At 55.8% G+C, this 17679-nt stretch carries 20 protein-coding genes; 10 read left to right on the top strand and 10 right to left on the bottom strand.

The annotated features are described in order from the left end of the window. Nucleotides 1–3: 3 nt before the first annotated feature. The 3 genes from ACR0EO_RS08835 to ACR0EO_RS08825 are packed head-to-tail and all read right to left on the bottom strand — an operon-like array spanning nucleotide 4 to nucleotide 4567. Nucleotides 4–3054 (bottom strand): efflux RND transporter permease subunit, encoded by a 3051-nt coding sequence (locus ACR0EO_RS08835; protein ID WP_480688995.1) that lies wholly within the window; start codon nucleotides 3052–3054, stop codon nucleotides 4–6. Between the two features lie 11 nt (nucleotides 3055–3065). Beyond that, the gene (locus ACR0EO_RS08830; protein WP_480688993.1) at nucleotides 3066–4103 is read right to left on the bottom strand and encodes an efflux RND transporter periplasmic adaptor subunit; all 1038 of its coding nucleotides are present in this window, start codon (nucleotides 4101–4103) and stop codon (nucleotides 3066–3068) included. Then, nucleotides 4100–4567, bottom strand: a complete 468-nt coding sequence (locus ACR0EO_RS08825; RefSeq protein WP_480688992.1) for a MarR family winged helix-turn-helix transcriptional regulator — start codon at nucleotides 4565–4567, stop codon at nucleotides 4100–4102. The genes ACR0EO_RS08830 and ACR0EO_RS08825 overlap by 4 nt, the downstream gene beginning before the upstream one ends. A 167-nt stretch (nucleotides 4568–4734) precedes the next feature. On the opposite strand from ACR0EO_RS08825, the gene ACR0EO_RS08820 reads away from it, so the two are divergent. Beyond that, complete coding sequence (locus ACR0EO_RS08820) at nucleotides 4735–5859, top strand: beta-ketoacyl-ACP synthase III (protein ID WP_480688990.1); 1125 nt, start codon at nucleotides 4735–4737, stop codon at nucleotides 5857–5859. 86 nt (nucleotides 5860–5945) lie between these two features. After that, nucleotides 5946–6437 carry a GFA family protein gene (locus ACR0EO_RS08815; protein WP_480688988.1) on the top strand — a complete coding sequence of 164 codons (492 nt, stop codon included), beginning with the start codon at nucleotides 5946–5948 and terminating at the stop codon, nucleotides 6435–6437. Between the two features lie 46 nt (nucleotides 6438–6483). On the opposite strand, the gene ACR0EO_RS08810 is transcribed toward ACR0EO_RS08815, so the two are convergent. Further along, nucleotides 6484–6945 carry a hypothetical protein gene (locus tag ACR0EO_RS08810; protein WP_480688986.1) on the bottom strand — a complete coding sequence of 154 codons (462 nt, stop codon included), beginning with the start codon at nucleotides 6943–6945 and terminating at the stop codon, nucleotides 6484–6486. A 356-nt stretch (nucleotides 6946–7301) separates the two neighbouring features. Here ACR0EO_RS08810 and ACR0EO_RS08805 point away from each other — a divergent pair, with 356 nt between their 5' ends. Beyond that, nucleotides 7302–7880, top strand: coding sequence for a thymidine kinase (locus ACR0EO_RS08805; RefSeq protein WP_480688984.1), 579 nt, complete (start codon nucleotides 7302–7304; stop codon nucleotides 7878–7880). Here ACR0EO_RS08805 and ACR0EO_RS08800 read toward each other — a convergent pair. The 5 genes from ACR0EO_RS08800 to ACR0EO_RS08780 all read right to left on the bottom strand — a co-directional run bounded on the left by ACR0EO_RS08800 (nucleotide 7877) and on the right by ACR0EO_RS08780 (nucleotide 11070). Further along, the gene (locus ACR0EO_RS08800) at nucleotides 7877–8827 is read right to left on the bottom strand and encodes a 2-hydroxyacid dehydrogenase (protein ID WP_480688982.1); all 951 of its coding nucleotides are present in this window, start codon (nucleotides 8825–8827) and stop codon (nucleotides 7877–7879) included. The two genes, ACR0EO_RS08805 and ACR0EO_RS08800, sit on opposite strands and share 4 nt — an antisense overlap. Further along, nucleotides 8827–9165, bottom strand: coding sequence for a tRNA-binding protein (locus tag ACR0EO_RS08795; protein WP_480688980.1), 339 nt, complete (start codon nucleotides 9163–9165; stop codon nucleotides 8827–8829). The genes ACR0EO_RS08800 and ACR0EO_RS08795 overlap by 1 nt, the downstream gene beginning before the upstream one ends. Further along, a complete protein-coding gene (proC, locus tag ACR0EO_RS08790; RefSeq protein ID WP_480688978.1) occupies nucleotides 9158–9973 on the bottom strand; it encodes a pyrroline-5-carboxylate reductase in 816 nt (271 codons plus the stop codon). Before proC ends, ACR0EO_RS08795 begins: the two co-directional genes overlap by 8 nt. 36 nt (nucleotides 9974–10009) lie before the next feature. Next, nucleotides 10010–10510: a type III secretion system chaperone family protein gene (locus ACR0EO_RS08785; RefSeq protein ID WP_480688976.1), complete on the bottom strand. Its 501-nt coding sequence runs from the start codon at nucleotides 10508–10510 to the stop codon at nucleotides 10010–10012. A gap of 311 nt (nucleotides 10511–10821) precedes the next feature. Next, a complete protein-coding gene (locus tag ACR0EO_RS08780) occupies nucleotides 10822–11070 on the bottom strand; it encodes an accessory factor UbiK family protein (RefSeq protein WP_037308471.1) in 249 nt (82 codons plus the stop codon). A gap of 97 nt (nucleotides 11071–11167) precedes the next feature. Between ACR0EO_RS08780 and lgt the strand changes: the two genes are divergently transcribed. From lgt to ACR0EO_RS08755, 5 genes are all read left to right on the top strand, one after another. Beyond that, nucleotides 11168–12055: a prolipoprotein diacylglyceryl transferase gene (gene lgt / locus ACR0EO_RS08775; protein WP_480688975.1), complete on the top strand. Its 888-nt coding sequence runs from the start codon at nucleotides 11168–11170 to the stop codon at nucleotides 12053–12055. Beyond that, entirely contained in the window at nucleotides 12052–13119 is a 1068-nt protein-coding gene (locus ACR0EO_RS08770) for a class I SAM-dependent methyltransferase (RefSeq protein ID WP_480688973.1), read from the top strand. The genes lgt and ACR0EO_RS08770 overlap by 4 nt, the downstream gene beginning before the upstream one ends. Then, the gene (gene pgeF / locus ACR0EO_RS08765) at nucleotides 13116–13874 is read left to right on the top strand and encodes a peptidoglycan editing factor PgeF (RefSeq protein WP_480688971.1); all 759 of its coding nucleotides are present in this window, start codon (nucleotides 13116–13118) and stop codon (nucleotides 13872–13874) included. Before ACR0EO_RS08770 ends, pgeF begins: the two co-directional genes overlap by 4 nt. A gap of 270 nt (nucleotides 13875–14144) precedes the next feature. Next, a complete protein-coding gene (locus tag ACR0EO_RS08760; protein WP_480688969.1) occupies nucleotides 14145–14273 on the top strand; it encodes a hypothetical protein in 129 nt (42 codons plus the stop codon). A gap of 331 nt (nucleotides 14274–14604) precedes the next feature. After that, on the top strand, nucleotides 14605–15387 hold the full coding sequence (locus ACR0EO_RS08755; protein WP_480688967.1) for a Hint domain-containing protein: 783 nt from the start codon (nucleotides 14605–14607) through the stop codon (nucleotides 15385–15387). Between the two features lie 116 nt (nucleotides 15388–15503). Here ACR0EO_RS08755 and ACR0EO_RS08750 read toward each other — a convergent pair whose 3' ends face one another. Next, nucleotides 15504–16004, bottom strand: coding sequence for an Lrp/AsnC family transcriptional regulator (locus ACR0EO_RS08750; protein WP_480688965.1), 501 nt, complete (start codon nucleotides 16002–16004; stop codon nucleotides 15504–15506). A 226-nt stretch (nucleotides 16005–16230) separates the two neighbouring features. On the opposite strand from ACR0EO_RS08750, the gene trxB reads away from it, so the two are divergent. Next, entirely contained in the window at nucleotides 16231–17172 is a 942-nt protein-coding gene (gene trxB, locus ACR0EO_RS08745; RefSeq protein ID WP_480688963.1) for a thioredoxin-disulfide reductase, read from the top strand. A gap of 3 nt (nucleotides 17173–17175) precedes the next feature. Continuing rightward, entirely contained in the window at nucleotides 17176–17640 is a 465-nt protein-coding gene (locus tag ACR0EO_RS08740; RefSeq protein ID WP_480688961.1) for an RES family NAD+ phosphorylase, read from the top strand. Nucleotides 17641–17679: the final 39 nt, after the last annotated feature.

Genomic DNA, 17679 nt, shown 5'->3' with positions numbered 1-17679 from the left:
CGTTTAGACAACTGGCTCAGGTGCCGATTTTCGCCTTTCTTCCCGTTGGAAGAACACCATGTAGAACACTGGCGCAGCGACCATCGTAAGGACCGTGGCAAATGCCAACCCACCCATAATCGTCACCGCCATGGACCGGAAAAAGGCGTCCGTTAGCAAAGGAGCCATGCCGAGAATCGTGGTGATGGCGGCCAACATAACCGGGCGGAGACGCGAGATCGAAGCCTCGACAATTGCCTCGTGCAGGCCCTTACCGGCTTCACGAACCAAATCGATTTCCTCAACAAGAACGATACCGTTCTTAATCAACATCCCGGACAGGCTCAGCAAGCCCAGCAAAGCCGTAAAGGTAAACGGCAAACCTGTACCAAGCAGGCCGATCACAACGCCGTTCACGGACATAGGCACCAAGAGCCAGATGATGATCGGTTGGCGTATCGCATTAAAGATCAGAACGGAAATCAGCACCATGATCAGCAGGCTCAGAGGCAGCTGTCGTCCCAAGCTTTCGTTGGCGTCGCCGGCGTTTTCGTATTCGCCCCCCCACTCCATACGATAACCGGCAGGCAACTCGATCTCCTCGATGGCCTGTCGAACTTCGGAGTGAACTTGGGCTGCGGTCATGCCCGGCGGGATGTCGGCGCCGACTGTTATGGTCAATACGCGATTGCGACGGTGTACAAGCGAGTTCAGGGATTTGTATTCGAACCCATCAACCATTTGCTCAATTGGCACGAATTTCTGCGACTGATCAGAGTACACGACCTGATCCACAATCGAATAATCTCCGTCGGCTGGACGCCGCAGGATGATTGGGATCAGTCGATCTCGTTCGCGGAACACCCCACCGTTAATACCATCGGTCGAGAATTGCAGTGTCGCGGCGATATCCTCACGGGTTACACCGGCAGTCTGAGCGCGCTCGGTCGCATAGATCGGCTGAACGGCCAGCTCCTGCTCACGCCAGTCATGGTAGACATTCAGCGCGTTTGGCGATGCGTCACGCATTTTAAGAACAGCTTCATCAGCCAATTCACGCAAGACAGCCGGATCGCTACCTGAGAACCGCGCCTGGATCGGATCACCGCCGCCCGGGCCAAAGATCAGGCGCTTGGTGCGGAACTGACCTTCAGGGAACTGCGCGGAGCCAAAAGCTTCAAGCTCAGCCTGCAACTTTGGAATATCGTCCAAGGTTTCCGTGCGGATAATCATGTGACCGTAACTTGGGTTCGGTTTTTCCGCGGAATAAGTCAGCAAGAATCTGGTCGCGCCCTGCCCCACAAAGGTGGCGACTGAGACAACATCATCACGTTCAGCCAACCACTCTTCGAACACTGCCATGTCTTCTGCAGTACGCGCGATGGGCGTGCCTTGTGGCAGATTGTAATGCACGAAAAACAGTGGCGTATTCGAATCCGGAAAGAACTGCTGCTTTACCAGACCAAACCCTGCAAAACATGCGACCGTAATCCCCAGCAATCCAGCGATCACGAGCCAACGGAAACGAAGCGCCCAGCGCAGGATACTGCCGTAAATACGGAACATCGGTCCGCCATACGCATCCACGGCACCTTCTTTACCTTGCTTGAAGAAGTAGTGGCCCAACAGCGGCGTGACCGTAAGCGCCAAGACCCAGCTGAGCAGCAACGAGATACCAATAACGGCGAAGAGCGAGAACAGGAATTCACCTGTCGCATCAGGGCTTAGACCAATGCCAGCAAATGCCATGATCCCGATAACTGTAGCGCCCAACAATGGAATCTGCGTTTTCGACGCAGCCTCTTCGGCCGCGTGACGAGAGTCCTTACCGCGCAACATGGCAATCTGCATACCCTCGGCCACCACGATAGCGTTATCGACCAGCATCCCCATTGCGATGATCAAAGCACCCAGTGAGATGCGCTCCATCTCAATCGAGAAGATGGACATGAACAACAACGTGCCGACCACGGTCAGCAGCAGCGTTGATCCAACAACAATCGCCGCGCGCCAACCCATGAATATGGCGAGGACGGCCACCACAATAGCAACTGACATTGCCAAGTTGACCAGAAAGTCATTTGAGGCCTGCTCGACCACGACATGCTGCTGGTAGATAGGCAGGATTTCCACACCAAAAGGTATCTGCACATCCAACTCGGCGAATTTGGCGTCTGCGCGTTTGCCGACCTCAACGATGTTCTCTGTGGACAATCCCGCGATGCCCAAAGTGAACGCTTCGCTGCCATTGAAGCGAATGATCACATCAGGATCAGTCTGGCGGCCGCGATACACGTCCGACATGTCAAACAAGTTGATGACCTGCCCCTGAGAGCCAACCGACAAACCTGCAATCGCGGAAACACTGTCCGAACCCTCAGCCGTCAGAATTGATGTACGGTCATTCTCAGATCGGACAGAGCCGGACGCGTTCACGGAATCCGCGTTAGCGATGGCATCGTTGATAGCCTGTAAAGGTACGTTCTGGTTTACGGATATAGCGAGGTCAGGCTCTACAAAGATCGCCTCTTCCGGTAGGCCCATGACCTCCACATCGGCCACACCATCCACGGTCAGCAACTCGCGCCGCAGGAAAGTGGCCAACTCATGCTTTTCGGCATCCGAAAAACCATCTGCAGTTACAGCGTAGAACAACCCGAATACGTCACCGAACCCGTCGTTAACGATAGGCTGATCTACTCCGGGCGGCAGAGCGCGCGCGGCGTCGCGTATTTTGGCACGCAGCTTAGTCCAGATTTCAGGGAGTTCACTGCCGTCATAGGTGGATTTGATTTCGACTTCGATCAACGAAAAACCGGGTTGGTTGACCGAGGTAATCTTGTCGACCTCACCCAATTGCTGGATCGCGGATTCCAGTGGCTCAGAAACTTCCAAAGCCACCTGCTCGGCCGTGGCACCCGGATATTGGGTCGCGATCACGGCGTTTTTGATTGTGAATGCCGGGTCTTCGAGGCGACCCAATGACATGAATCCCCAAATGCCGCCAAACAAAGCGATCAAGATAACCAGCCACGAATAGATCGGGCGGTCGATAGAGGCGCGCGCGATGTTCATCTGTCGGCTCCTCAGTTCGCGAAGTTGGCAAAGCGGCTGACAGTCTGACCATCGGTCAAGGCCGCTCCGCCCGCCACGACGATCTCATCACCGTCCGACAAACCGCTCAGAACACGGACGTCTCCTGTCTGCGTGGGCTCGATCGTGACTGGAACGCGACGAACTGTGCCTTCGTCGGCACCGACCGGTGAAAACACCATCACACCGATTTCACCTTGGGCGTCTGCGACAATTGCAGTTGCCGGAATGACAATTCCGGTTTTATTGTCCTGAACCTTAACATTCACCGTAACCGACGATCCCGGCAAGATTTGAAGCCCCTCGGGCGGTGTCAGGCCAAACTGAATGCGGAAGGTCTGCCCTACGCTTGATGATTCCGCGTCAAATTCCCGGATTTGGAGCGGGAACACTTCATCACTGACCGGGAATTTAGCTGTGATCGTTATGTCATCTTGTTGTCCGGAACGCTGGAACAGAATTTCAGGGACGTCGACCTCGATCCGCAGCTCCGACATATCGTGGATACGCACAATTGGCGCCCCGGCCGAAACGGTCGTAAAGGACTCGACCGTGCGGCTGGAAACCAAGGCGTCAAAGGGCGCGGTAAGGGTTGCGTGCTCTAGATCGTACTCCGCGTCGCGAACGGCAATCTCGGCCAGCTGCGCAGCCGTTTCCGCATCATCAACGGCCACTTGGCTTGCCGTTGTTCCACGCAAACGGGACAACCGGGCAAGGGTACGGTCCGCTTGGTCTCTTTGAAGAACGGCTCTTTCATAACGGCGCTGAAAGGGTTCCTGATCCAATTGGGCGATGATTTCACCTTTGGGGATCACGAAACCTTCGGTCACGGGCAATTCCACAATCTGGCCAGACACCTGAAAGGCCAGATCAACCGTTTGGCGCGCAGCCACTCGGCCAAAGAACTGGCGAGAAAACCCGGGCGAGGTTTCCTGTACCAGCATCAGTTTCACAGGTTTCACGGCATCATTTGCAACAACAGATGTTGCAAGCACGGTCAGAGCAAGGCTCAGAACAGAGAAGAGCTTCATTTCTTCAATCCCTCGGGAATTCCGGTTTTTAGAATGTTGTCTCGTATTTTGCGCGCCAGCCGCGCAAATTCAGCGGTCTCATCCGCATCCAACCCAGACGCGCGGTGGAACAGGTCACCGGCCTCAGAGACCAGCATGTTGCGCGCTTCTTCGCCCTGCTCAGTCAGAACCAAGAGCCAAGCACGACGATCATCAGGATCACGCTGTCGGGTCAGTAACCCTGACTTCTCAAGGTTATCGGCCGTAGCAGTGATTGTTGACGGCACGCTCAGCATATCGGCGGCCAGAACACCCATGCGCTTAGGCTGATCCAGTTTGATCAGCATGTGACATTCCTGATGGCTCAGGTCTGTTTCTATACAGTCAAAGGTTTCTTCGAGTTTCCAGTATAGCGCATACACCCCCATGATCGCTTGGATCTCGGGGCTTAGTCGGCCAAGTCTGGTGCTGATATCGTCTTGCATATGAGCGCTCCGCACACGTCAGACGCGTCATATACTTCACTTTCTGAACTATTCAAGATGTGAAGTTGAATTTGACCTAACTACCCATATTCCGTTAGGTCATCCTCTCTTGATCAAAACCAGTTGTGGCTGCATTTTAGGCAAACTCGAAACGTCCAGGACCAGCCATGTACACGCCCGCTATCACCGGCACAGGTGTTTTCACCCCCGAGAACATCATCACCAATGCCGAGCTTGTTGCCGCTTTCAACGCCTACGCCGACAAGCAGAACGCTGCGAATGCCGACGCGATCGCGGCTGGTGAGATGGAGCCAATGCAGCATTCATCTGAGGCATTCATCCTCAAGGCTTCTGGCATCGAAAACCGTTATGTGATGGATAAGTCCGGTGTTCTGGACCCGGACGTGATGCACCCCTTGCTGCGCCAGCGAAGCGATGATGAGCCCGGCATCATGACTGAGATGGCTGTGGACGCATGCAAAAAAGCGCTGGCCCAAGCGGGTCGCAATGCCGAAGACGTAGATCTTGTGATCTGCGCCGCCTCGAACCACGAACGGGCATACCCGGCGATTGCAATTGAGATTCAGCAAGCTCTGGGGATCAACGGTTTTGGTTTCGACATGAATGTCGCCTGCTCTTCGGCAACATTTGGCATCCAGGCGGCGGCAGACATGATCCGCTCAGGCTCGGTCCGGTCTGCGCTCGTAGTAAATCCTGAAATTTGCTCGGGGCATTTGGAATGGCGCGACCGAGACTGCCATTTCATTTTCGGCGATGTCGCCACAGCGACGCTTATCGAACGAAAAGAAGAAGCCACAGGGCCGTACTTCGAGGTTCTTTCAACCCGTTGCGCCACGTCTTTTTCGAACAACATCAGAAACAACAATGGCTTCCTGCGTCGATCACGCCCGGATGGCGTAGTTGACCGCCGTGACATGCAGTTTATGCAGAACGGCCGCAAAGTGTTCAAAGAAGTGCTTCCTATGGTCAGCAAGCACATTGCCGACCACATGGAGGCTGAGGGCATTGCCAGCGACGACCTGAAACGCCTTTGGCTACACCAAGCCAATAAAACAATGAACGATTTCATTGGGAAGAAAGTTCTAGGTCGTGAACCTGAGGCCGGTGAGCAGCCCAACATCCTGCAGGACTACGCAAACACGTCCTCAGCCGGATCGATCATCGCATTCTCTAAGTATTCCGATGATTTGGCGGACGGGGATGTTGGTCTGATCTGCTCGTTCGGCGCGGGCTATTCAGTCGGATCCGTGATCGTAAAGCGGCACGACTAAAGCCCAAGAACCTTCTGCAACATCGCTAGGGCGACTTTCGCACACAGCATTTTGAAGGCTTGGCGCGTTAAACGTTAGGCCTTCTCATGTGGACGCGCCGTAGTTTCGGATGCAATCATGGATTCATGCAAAAGGAAACGTCCATAACCGGAGGATGCCAATGCGGCGCGGTACGATACCGTATTGCATCCTTAGGCCGTTCCTCAATTTGCCACTGTCGCATGTGCCAGCGCGCCTTTGGAGCGTTCTATGCGCCGCTGGTCATTGCGAACGGCTTAGAATGGATATCCGGAAAACGGCGCTTGTTTGCCAGCTCGAACATAAGTCAACGTGGGTTTTGCGGCGACTGCGGAACACCTTTGAGCTTGGAAAATTTCGATGATGACGAAATTGAAATCGCGACCGGAACGCTTGACGACCCAGAGATTGCCCCACCTACCCTGCAAATCAACCACAGATACGCTTGCAGTTTCGCTGATCGAATAGGCTCGCTGCCAGAGCCAGACCAAGACATGGTTGCTGAAAACGATGCCTGGAACGCCAAGGTCGTGTCGAACCAAAGCAACTCCAAATCTTAGGACCTACGCTCCTCCCAGTAGGGCAAATGCGTTGAAACCTTTTGGCTCAGCTGACGCTTTCTTCTTCTAGATGCAGCTTCATTTCAATCAACACCTGCTGCAACAAGCTTGTTTCTTTCAGCAGACGCTTGGCCTCGTTTACAGTGATAATACCGTCTTCGATAGCGGCCTGGTATTCGGTCATCAGCATCGCAAACCGCTGGCTTAGCGCGATAACGTCAGAGTTCACTCCACCGGTTCGTGGCTTGTCGGAATTGCGACCGTCATAAGACAGAGTGATGTTCTTGAGGTCAGCCAGCGCTGAGGTGACATGAGGGAAATTTGAAACAGCCTCAAGTCGTGCGACGGCATCCACCGGCATAAACCGGTCAGCGTGTTCCGCATTGTCTGAATAGTAACGGCCGAGTGTCGCCTTAGACTTTCCTGTAATCTCGCAAGCGGACTCGATTCCAACGTCTTTAACCAATGCTTCGGTGTGCTTTTTCAGATAGGCCCCGATATCTGCCATGTTTTTACCTTTTCTGCCTGCCTTACCCACAAGATCTGCCACTGCGGGGGAAAGGGAATAAAAATTTCCCATACTCGAGTCATAATTGAAATGGCATATGTTGGCTATCCCTCAGATATGCAGGGGTTTTGTGAGTGAGTGGCGGCAGTTCCGGCCGGTAGTGAGTGTTTGCGAGGCAGAATATTAACCTCGTTTGGTGAAGGCCGCTTGTTGGCCTACGGCGTCGCTGTTGTGAGCGCAGGGGTTCCATCCCCACTGAGCGTACGCTCTGCCTCTGCAACGACAACGGCGACGTCATTTATTTTCCCTGTTTTGAGACCTTGCTCAGGCCGGACCGGGCATTTAGACCCGGGCGCATGGCAAAACTGTATTTCAATTATTCGACCATGAACGCCGGCAAATCGACCGCGTTGCTGCAGGCGTCTCACAACTACCGTGAGAGCGGCATGGACACTTTTCTGATGACTGCAGCCCTTGATGGGCGTGCAGGTGTTGGCAAGATCGCGTCCCGGATCGGCATTGCCGCCGACGCCAAAACGTTCTCGGCCAAAGACGACGTATTCACCATGATCGAACAACGTCTGAGCCAAGGCAAAATTGCCTGCGTTTTCGTCGACGAGGCCCAGTTTCTGACCGAAGATCAGGTCTGGCAGTTGGCTCGAGCGGTGGATGACCTGTCCGTACCAGTGTTGGCCTACGGTTTGCGGGTGGATTTTCAGGGCCGCCTTTTCCCGGGATCAGCTGCGCTTTTGGCACTGGCTGATGAAATGCGAGAAGTCCGAACCATCTGCAAGTGCGGCCGCAAGGCGACCATGGTGATTCGACAGGATGAGAACGGCAATGCCATCACCGAGGGTGCGCAGGTTCAGATCGGCGGGAATGAAACGTATGTTTCCCTCTGCCGCAAACACTGGCGCGAAGCAGTCGGAAGCTAGACGGGGTTAGGCAACGGGCGCCCCGCAACAAAGGCAGCGACGTTGTCGAGGGCCATGTGCCCCATATCGGTGCGCACTTCCTCGGTAGCTGTGCCCAGATGGGGCAGAAGGGTCACGTTTTGCATGTCGCGCAGAGCTTGAGGAACGTTGGGTTCAAATTCGTAGACATCCAGCCCTGCGCCTGCGATCTCACCCGATTGCAGCGCGGCAATCAGGGCGGTTTCGTCAACGACCTCCCCACGCGCGATATTTATCAGAATGGCCGAAGGGTTCATCGCCCCAAGAACCAAAGCGTCGATCAGGTGGCGTGTTTCGACACCACCGGGGACGGCAAGGATCAGGAAATCGACAGATCCGGCCAATGCCTTCAGATCGCTGGTGTACACGGCAGGAAAGTCCAAATCTTTCGGGCTGCGCGACTGGTACGCGACTTGCATTCCGAACCCGAAATGACACCGTTGCGCGATGGCCTGACCAATGCGGCCCATACCGACGATACCGACCCGCTTACTGGTGACGTGGTGGCCCAGCATTTGCGTCGGGTGCCAGCCCTGCCAGTCGCCAGCGCGGACCAGCCTTTCGCCCTCTCCCGCGCGGCGGGCGGTAGAAAGCAGCAAGGTCATGGCGATGTCGGCGGTGGCATCGGTCACCGCGCCGGGTGTGTTGGTGACGGCAATGCCGGCGGCGCGGGCCGCGTCCACGTCGATATGATTGTAGCCAACGCCGAAATTCGCCAGCAATTTGCAGCGGGGATTGGGCACGTCGGCGAACACCTGAGATGAAAACTGATCGCCCAACGTTGGCACGACCACATCGAAATCTCTGAGCGCCAGTAGCATCTCATCACGGGTCATCGGCAGCGTTTCACTGCGAATTTGGACATCGAACTCGGCTCGGGCACGAGCCTCGACGGCTTCTGTCATCGGGCGGGCAATAAGAAGTTTCATCAGTGCATCCGTCCGCCGATGGGAACCTCACCATCCGGGCCAATCAAGACGATTTCCCCGTTCTCATCGGGCAAACCCAGCACCAGAACCTCGGACATGAACTTGCCGATCTGGCGCGGAGGGAAATTCACAACGGCCATAACCTGCTTCCCCACCAGCGTCGCCGGGACGTAATGCGCCGTGACTTGCGCCGAGGTCTTTCGCTCACCAATTTCATCGCCAAAGTCGATCCACATCTTGATGGCGGGCTTGCGAGCTTCGGGATAGGGTTCGGCGCGGGTCACCTCACCTACGCGGATATCGACCTTGAGGAATTCGTCGAACGTTATCTCACTCACGGGAAAGCTCCTTGGATCGGTCAGTTGCGGCCTTGACGGCCCGGTGCAGCAAGTCGGGGAAGCCCTCCTCCTCGTGCATCAACACCTCAAGCGCGGCCTGCGTGGTGCCATTTGGCGAAGTCACGTTGATACGCAGTTGAGAAGGATCTTCCTCGGCCGCCATCGCCAAGGCACCTGCCCCGGCAACGGTAGACTTGGCCAGCTTCATCGCCAGCTCATGGGGTAACCCCTGCGCCTGACCCGCAGCGGCCAGCGTTTCGATCAAATGAAAGACATAGGCCGGGCCAGAACCGCTAAGACCAGTGACGGCGTCCATTTGCGCTTCGTCTTCAAGAAGGACGGTTTCTCCAATCGCCGAAAGCAGATTTTCTGCCAGCACGACGTCTGCGTCCGAGGCAAATGAGTTCCCGATCAAAGCCGTGACTCCCTGGCGGATCGCAGCCGGCGTGTTCGGCATCGCGCGCACGATCGGCGTGCCTTCGCCTAAAACAGATTCGAACGTGGCAATGGAAGTGCCCGCCGCGACGGAAACAAACAGGCTGCCTCCGCCACCCAGCGCTTTGATAGCAGGTAGTGCTTCGCCCATCATCTGCGGCTTGACGGCGACCAACACCACTGCGGGAGCTTCTGGCAACGGAGTGTTGATATTGACGCCCAGCGTCTTCAACCAATCCGAGGGGTACGGGTCGATCACCCAGACGGATGACGCAGGAAGGCCATGCTCCAACCATCCAGCGAGCATGGCCGATCCCATCTTGCCGCATCCCAGAAGAACCAGCCCCTGCTCGGCGACGCGTGACATGTCCATGATTGCCCCTCCCCTTATTCGGCTTGGGGCAAAGCTTTACGCGCGGCCGTAGGCCTCTGCAATGGCGACTTGCATTGCATCTTCAGGGGTACGGTTGCCCCACGTTACCAATTGGATTGCCGGGTAGAAGCGCTCGGCGCTCAGTACCGCCGCGTTGATCAAAGTATCTATCTGCTCGGGGCTGGCCGTCTGGCCACCGGCCAGAACCAGACCATAGCGATAGACCATCAGCTTTTGGTTGGCCCAGTAGGTAAACGCACCGGCCCAGCACTGGTCGTTCATCTTGTTCAGCAGCTCATACAGCTGTGTTTCGCGTTCGGACGGAGGCTCCATTTCAAAGGAACAAACCATCCGCAGGGTTTCGTCATAGTTCGACCAGGCCAGAGTAATCGAGTATGTCCGCCACTGCCCTTCGACAGCCATTGCGATCTGGTCATCCCCGATCCGGTCAAAGTCCCAGTCGTGGTGTTCGGCAAGATGTTCAACAATATCGATTGGATGAAGGTCTTCTTCGAGAAACTGCTCGGAAAGGGCCATAATACCACCTCACTATTTTCTAGCATTTTGGGGCTGGCAGCGCCCCAGCGCTAGTTGCCTGCTCTACAAACCGGGCTTCCCCCATAGGCCTGTACTAAATATGGTGCGATGCCCACACACTTCTGGCAACCCTATTTATTGGGGATAACAGCAATAAGTTGTGGACGAATAGCAACGGCGATCAAAATATTGGCATCGCCCGCAGCTTTGCCTTGATTAAATTTCGCAAGGCGGCAAGATACACAACACCGCACAACCCGTCTTTGGATTGCGCGGCGCATGGCTTTTTTCGAAAATTCTGAGAATGCGCGTTACTTGTCCAGTTTGGCTTCAAGTGCAGCAATGCGTGATTCAAGTGCTGCGTTCTCTTCTCGTGCCTTCTGAGCCATCGCCCGAACAGCGTCGAATTCCTCGCGCGTTACGAAATCACGGTCAGCAAGCCAACGATCAATCATCGACTTCATCGCATTCTCGGCCTCTTCCCGCGCGCCCTGTGCTACGCCCATGGCATTGGTCATAAGCTGGGAAACGTCGTCGAGAATCTTGTTGCGGGTTTGCATGGCTTTACTCCGATATCGCGGTTGGTCTCTATATGGGTAAAGATTGGTCCGGGCTCAAGGTTGACTTGCCCGGTAAACCCCGGGCAATGAGACGCACATGCAGGCTGTTCTGAATTTTCCCGATATGTCGCCCGAATTGTTCTCGATCTCATTGTTCGGGATGGAATTCGCCCTCAGGTGGTATGCACTGGCATATATCGCCGGCATCTTAATCGCGTGGCGCATGGGGGTGATGGCGTTGAAACGCCCTGCGCTTTGGCCAGACAAAACGCCGCCGATGAAACCAGAACAACTGGAGGACCTGATCACTTGGATCATCCTCGGGGTGATTTTGGGTGGTCGGCTCGGGTTTGTCCTGTTCTACCAACCTGCGTACTATCTTGCGAACCCTGCCGAGATTCTAAAGGTGTGGCAGGGTGGGATGGCGTTCCACGGCGGCCTTTTGGGTGTCGTCATCGCTTCATACTTATATGCGCGGCGCCACCAAGTCCCAGTTCTCTCGATGGCAGACCTTATCGCGCATACAGTACCACCAGGGTTGCTGTTGGGACGGCTGGCGAATTTCATCAACGCCGAACTTTGGGGGCGACCAAGCGAACTGCCTTGGGCAGTGATTTTCCCCGGCTCAGCAGCTCAGGATTGCCCAGGTGTCCTGGCTGGCATGTGCGCGCGCCACCCTTCACAGCTGTACGAGGCCGCCTTGGAGGGTCTTCTGCTGGGCGCCCTGCTTTTGTGGTTGGTGTATCGACGCAAAGCTCTTCAGAAACCGGGCTTCATCATGGGCATATTTCTTGCAGGTTATGGTGCCTCTCGATTCATCGTCGAATTCTTCCGCCAGCCGGACGCACAGTTTATCTCGGCCGGTAACCCACTGGGACTGGCCTGGCATATAGGCGGTTATGGCCTGACTATGGGGCAACTACTGTCAGTACCTATGATTGCCCTTGGCCTGTGGTTTGCCTTGCGGGCAAGATCAACATCATGACCCTGACCGATCATCTGCTGGAGCGCATAGCCCAAGACGGCCCGATGAGTGTGGCCGATTACATGGCAGAATGCCTTTTGCACCCAGAGTACGGTTACTACACCAACCGCGATCCACTGGGCGCACAAGGTGACTTTGTAACTGCGCCCGAAATCAGCCAGATGTTCGGAGAACTGGTTGGTTTGAGCCTTGCCCAAAGCTGGCTGGATCAAGGCCACCCCGATCACTTTGTTTTAGCGGAACTTGGTCCGGGTCGTGGAACGCTTATGGCCGATATTCTTCGTGCCACGCGCAATGTGCCGGGCTTTCATAATGCCGCCCAAGTGGTGCTGTTCGAGGCATCACCTACCCTGCGAGATATTCAGGCCGCGAACTTGAAAGACTACGCTCCGAGCTGGATTGATTCGATCTCGGATTTACCCGAAGCGCCTTTGCTTCTGGTCGCCAACGAGTTTTTCGATGCCTTGCCCATCCGCCAGTTTCTAAGAGATGGCGACGGGTGGCGCGAACGTTTGGTTGGAGCGGAAAACCGGGAGCTCGCCTTTGGGCTGGGTCCGCACGCCACGCAGATCGCGCTGAAGGGGCGACTGGAGGACACCAAAGATGGTGACCTTGTCGAAATCTGTGCTGCGGCTATCCCGATCATTACCGTTATTGCGGGCCGAATCGCGACTCACGGTGGCGCCGGTCTGATCGTGGATTACGGGGATTGGCATTCGCTAGGTGATACACTGCAGGCTTTGAAGGCGCATGAACACGTCGCTCCATTAGAATCGCCAGGTCGGTCGGATTTGACGGCCCATGTTGATTTTGAGCCCCTTGCTTTGGCCACACGGGCAGCAGGGTGCGCTTACACACGCCTGACGCCGCAAGGCGTTTTCCTAGAGCGCTTGGGAATCACCGCCCGCGCGCAAGCGCTGGCCGCGCCGCTCGGCGGGTCCGAGCTTGATACGCTGGTTGCCGCACATCGCCGGTTGACGCACCCCGAGGAAATGGGAAACCTGTTCAAAGTGCTGGGCCTGTACCCTTCCCCCTCTTCGCCGCCACCGGGACTGGAACCATGACATTGGAAATTCTAACCTCGGATATGTTGTCACCCGTTCGTCACGGGTTCTTTAGCCGACGCGGCGGGGCTTCGTCCGGGGTGTTTGCGGGCCTGAATTGCGGTTACGGATCTTCCGACCAAACCGAAGCCGTCACTATAAATCGCAATCGTGTGGCTGATGCGATGGATGTTGCGCCGGATTCGCTGATCGGCGTCCACCAGGTGCATTCCCCTACTGTCATAACCGTCGATGGCCCGATCAATGGTGAAAAGCCAAAGGCTGACGCGGTCGTTACGGCATCTCCCGGCCTAGCGCTGACGATTCTCACAGCAGATTGCCAGCCGGTTCTTTTCGCCGACACACACGCAAACGTGATCGGCGCGGCCCATGCCGGATGGCGTGGCGCACTGGATGGCGTGCTTGAGGCAACATTGGACGCCATGGAGGCTTTGGGGGCCAACCGCGCAAACATTTCAGCGGTCATTGGGCCGACGATCTCGCAGAAGGCTTATGAGGTCGGGCCGGAATTTCTGGATGATTTTGTGGCTGACTCTCCTGATAACCTGCAGTTTTTCGCCAACGGAAACGGCGACAGGCTTCAGTTCGACCTGCCCGCATTCGGACTCCATAAATTGCGGCAGGCTGGTGTCGGTCAGGCAGAGTGGACTCGTCACTGCACATATTCAGATCCGGACAGATTCTATTCCTATCGCCGGTCGACACACGCAAATGAAGCCGACTATGGCCGTCTCATTTCTGCCATCAAGTTATAGGCCTGCACACTGTCACAGCAGGTCTGCCGCTTTTTCGCCACATTTCTTGTGTCTATCTATATGAGAGGACTTTTGTATTTATTGTCCGCTCTCAGGCGTTTAAGGGTCAGCCCTGCTTAAGAGCGCGACGTCTTTAGAAAAGGGGAACTGCCATACTTCGTTTGTCCTGAATTCAACCCGGATCAGCCTTATCACCGCCGCATTGGTGCGACAGCCTAAGGTAGAGATGGAAAAATGGAGCACAAGCCTCCAAACGAGCAGGACAAAAACATGAAGGTAAAATCTCGCTTTCTCGACGCCGTTGTAGCGGCCACCAGAGAGCAAAAACTGGAGATGCCGTGGAAACGGGTTTCCAGTCATTCGGTCAGGGTTGCACGCCGCTTGGCGGCTCGGCGCTGACTATGAAGACCCAAGGGAGCCGAGCTGCTGGCTCTCGTGGTGAAACGCACACCGGAGGGGTGCTCCGATCCGATGTGCGACCTGCCGCCAGTTTTTCGCGGTACGGATTTGGGGCGTGTGTGCGTAGGCAATTGTCGCCTGCGTTGTTACGAGTTTGTCTGGGGGGTCAGTACGTTGACCAAAAGTATGAAATACATCTTCGCGATGCGCGGTCGGTTAGACCGCCGTCCTGTGGTCACCCTTCTCAAGCAAGGCAAAGCAAAAACCGTTCAGTTGGGCCCGTACGGGGGTTCGGCCGATCTGATCGTGCAATAGAGGGGACCCAAAAAACATGAGTATTCCAAGTTCTCTATCACGCGCTGCCAGAAACGCCCTTGAAACATCGGCTTTTCTGCGCGACGCACCTAGGCCAACGACGCAACAGAAGGCGCAGTTGCGCCGCTACGAAGTCAGCACGCTGATGAAAAACGGAGATGTTGTGCAGACGCGCCACGTGGCCCCTGCCCTGCCGATGTTCGAAGATGCGTTCTGCGCCTTTACCCGTGGGTCCCTTGTGGAGACAGAAAGCGGCCCAATGGCAATCGAAGACCTTTTGCCCGGGGACAGCGTTCTTACCCAGGACGGCTCTTCTGAGACCGTGCTTTGGAAAGGTTCTGTAACACTGATTCCGGGACGAGAAGATTCGCGAGGTCGGACACGCCCTTTGACACGGATCATGGCTGACACCTTTGGCATGCAAAAACCACTATCCGGGGTTATCGCAGGCCCAGCAGCCCGGTTGTTGGGAACACCTGCTCACTTGCGGCACATCCACGGTGACGATCAGGTGCTGACTCCGGTCTATGAATTTCAGGATGGGATGAGTGTTATCGAAACCATGCCGCCGACTCCGATCGAGTTGTTTCATATCTGCATGAAACGCCACTCGGTCATTCGCGTCGACGGGTTACAATTCGAAACCTACCATCCAGGCGTCAACGCCGTCCGTAAGGTGAGTCATTCCCTGCGATCGATTTACCTGAATCTCTTCGCACACGTCGAATCGCTGAACGATTTTGGGCCACTGGCCATGCCGCGCGCCGGAGATGGAGAGGTAGACGCCATAACCGCCTGAGGGTTAACACGTACTGCAATGTGGGGGCATTATGCAGCTAATAATAAGTTGGGTTCTTTCGCTGACGGTCGCGGCCTTCCTGCCGCCGTCAAAACATCAGTCAAAGCGGATGATGTTCACGCCGTCCGGCTCATTCGTTCTTCCAGAACGTCGAAAGGCACGCCGGGTTCGTCTTTTGCGCCGCGAATAACCAGCGAAGTTTTGACACTAGCCACGTTCGGTGTGGTCAATAGATCACCGGTCAGGAATTGCTGAAAGCTGCTGAGATCCGGCGCAACACACTTCAGGATAAAGTCAACCTCGCCGTTCAGCATGTGGCATTCCCGAACCAACGGCCATTCGCGGCAACGCTCTTCAAAAGCTGTCAGCTCGGATTCGGCCTGGCTTTCCAGACCGACCATTGCAAAGACTTGAACTTCAAAACCCAGCTCGCGTGAGTTCACTTCTGCATGATAACCGCGGATAAGGCCGGATTCTTCCAGGGTACGCACGCGACGCAGGCACGGAGGGGCTGAAATGCCCACACGTTTTGCCAATTCGACATTGGTCATTCGACCGTCTGCCTGCAATTCCGCCAGAATCTTGCGGTCAATCTCATCCAGCCGTGTCGCGACCATCAAAAGCTCCTGATTTTTCGGTTGTTATATCAGCACCCAGAGGATGCGCAATAATCTTTCGCGCATGCGCAATATTGTTTATTTTCAATGTGCTTTTTTTCAGCGCCATACCCTCAACGCATAACGGTTACCAAACAGGAAGGGGCTTTAAGCCCTGCCAAGTGGTCGCTATATCCATCCGTCAGGGGCCGCGGGCCCAAATCAGGCAGATCGAGTTGGGGGTACCATGGCCGAAACACGTCACACCAAGGTTCTGATCATTGGGTCGGGACCGGCCGGTTATACAGCGGGTGTCTATGCCAGCCGCGCGATGTTAGAGCCAATCTTGGTTCAAGGCATTGAACCCGGCGGTCAGCTCACCACTACCACCGAGGTCGAGAACTGGCCCGGCGACACCGAGGTTCAGGGCCCTGATCTGATGGTGCGCATGCAGGACCACGCCAAGGCGATGGGTTGCGAAGTTATCGGCGACATCATCAACGAATTGGACATTTCCAAACGCCCATTCACGGCCAAGGGCGACAGCGGCAACACCTACACAGCTGACGCAGTTATTCTTGCCACCGGCGCTCGTGCCAAATGGCTGGGCCTGCCGTCGGAAGAGAAATTCAAAGGCTTTGGTGTTTCGGCTTGCGCCACATGCGACGGCTTTTTCTATCGCGGGCAGGAGATCGTGGTCATCGGCGGCGGCAATACCGCCGTAGAAGAAGCGTTGTTCCTGACCAATTTCGCAAGCAAGGTCACACTGATCCACCGCCGCGATGAGCTGCGCGCCGAGAAAATTCTGCAGGATCGCCTGTTGAAGCATGAAAAGATCGAACCTCTGTGGTTCCACGAACTGGAGGAAGTCATCGGGACCGATGCTCCTCTGGGCGTCGAAGGCGTTCGGGTTAAGAATGTGAAAACCGGCGAAATCACCGAGATTCCATGCAAGGGCGTCTTTGTTGCCATCGGCCATGCGCCTGCAAACGAACTGGTCAAGGACACGCTGGAAACACATATGGGCGGATATGTAGTGACCAAGCCGGGTTCGACCGAAACTTCGGTTCCTGGTGTGTTCGCAGCAGGTGACCTGACCGACCATTTGTATCGTCAGGCCGTTACCAGCGCTGGCATGGGCTGCATGGCCGCTCTGGACGCAGAACGCTTTCTGGCAGAGCAGGAATAATCAATGATGGAATTCTCCGGCCCTGTCTGGAGAATTCTATTTCTGTCGCAGATCGACGCCCCTCTGGCCCCTGCGAAGGCGCCCGAGGGGCGTTTTCATTACGCAAGCCAGATGGCGCTGTATGCCTCTCTCAGCGCAGAGGGTGCAGGCGTCGCGATCCGGAGGTATGTTTCGGACGACGACCCACCGCGCGTTTTGCAGCGCGCCCGGATTGATGGCGCACGTCTGGTCGATCTGCGCGGGCGGCGCGATGCCTCAATTGTCTGGCAAAATCTTCGAGATACGCAAGACCGCTCGCCAACATGGGCTTTTTCCGACGACGCCCGCCGCGGCGGTGCTGATGGGCTAATTTACAGCTCACGCTCGCGCCCCGAGCTCAGCCACATCGTGTTGTTTCGTGTCTCTCCTGACCTGATCCAAGCAGACGCAGCAGCAACCGCTTGGGTTCCGCCATACTCCAACCCTTAGCTTGACCCGTTCGCGCGCCCGTATCAGAATCGGGCGCAA

This window comes from Ruegeria sp. BE9 (assembly GCF_056538765.1).
Note: the sequence above shows the minus strand (reverse complement) of the source record. Positions and strands in the feature narration are given on the sequence as shown.

Coding starts and splice junctions, on each gene's coding strand:
- ACR0EO_RS08835 (WP_480688995.1), bottom strand. CDS start 3,054: ATGAACATCGCGCGCGCCTCTATCGACCGCCCGATCTATTCGTGGCTG.
- ACR0EO_RS08830 (WP_480688993.1), bottom strand. CDS start 4,103: ATGAAGCTCTTCTCTGTTCTGAGCCTTGCTCTGACCGTGCTTGCAACA.
- ACR0EO_RS08825 (WP_480688992.1), bottom strand. CDS start 4,567: ATGCAAGACGATATCAGCACCAGACTTGGCCGACTAAGCCCCGAGATC.
- ACR0EO_RS08820 (WP_480688990.1), top strand. CDS start 4,735: ATGTACACGCCCGCTATCACCGGCACAGGTGTTTTCACCCCCGAGAAC.
- ACR0EO_RS08815 (WP_480688988.1), top strand. CDS start 5,946: ATGTGGACGCGCCGTAGTTTCGGATGCAATCATGGATTCATGCAAAAG.
- ACR0EO_RS08810 (WP_480688986.1), bottom strand. CDS start 6,945: ATGGCAGATATCGGGGCCTATCTGAAAAAGCACACCGAAGCATTGGTT.
- ACR0EO_RS08805 (WP_480688984.1), top strand. CDS start 7,302: ATGGCAAAACTGTATTTCAATTATTCGACCATGAACGCCGGCAAATCG.
- ACR0EO_RS08800 (WP_480688982.1), bottom strand. CDS start 8,827: ATGAAACTTCTTATTGCCCGCCCGATGACAGAAGCCGTCGAGGCTCGT.
- proC (WP_480688978.1), bottom strand. CDS start 9,973: ATGGACATGTCACGCGTCGCCGAGCAGGGGCTGGTTCTTCTGGGATGC.
- ACR0EO_RS08785 (WP_480688976.1), bottom strand. CDS start 10,510: ATGGCCCTTTCCGAGCAGTTTCTCGAAGAAGACCTTCATCCAATCGAT.
- ACR0EO_RS08780 (WP_037308471.1), bottom strand. CDS start 11,070: ATGCAAACCCGCAACAAGATTCTCGACGACGTTTCCCAGCTTATGACC.
- lgt (WP_480688975.1), top strand. CDS start 11,168: ATGCAGGCTGTTCTGAATTTTCCCGATATGTCGCCCGAATTGTTCTCG.
- ACR0EO_RS08770 (WP_480688973.1), top strand. CDS start 12,052: ATGACCCTGACCGATCATCTGCTGGAGCGCATAGCCCAAGACGGCCCG.
- pgeF (WP_480688971.1), top strand. CDS start 13,116: ATGACATTGGAAATTCTAACCTCGGATATGTTGTCACCCGTTCGTCAC.
- ACR0EO_RS08760 (WP_480688969.1), top strand. CDS start 14,145: ATGAAGGTAAAATCTCGCTTTCTCGACGCCGTTGTAGCGGCCACCAGA.
- ACR0EO_RS08755 (WP_480688967.1), top strand. CDS start 14,605: ATGAGTATTCCAAGTTCTCTATCACGCGCTGCCAGAAACGCCCTTGAA.
- ACR0EO_RS08750 (WP_480688965.1), bottom strand. CDS start 16,004: ATGGTCGCGACACGGCTGGATGAGATTGACCGCAAGATTCTGGCGGAA.
- trxB (WP_480688963.1), top strand. CDS start 16,231: ATGGCCGAAACACGTCACACCAAGGTTCTGATCATTGGGTCGGGACCG.
- ACR0EO_RS08740 (WP_480688961.1), top strand. CDS start 17,176: ATGATGGAATTCTCCGGCCCTGTCTGGAGAATTCTATTTCTGTCGCAG.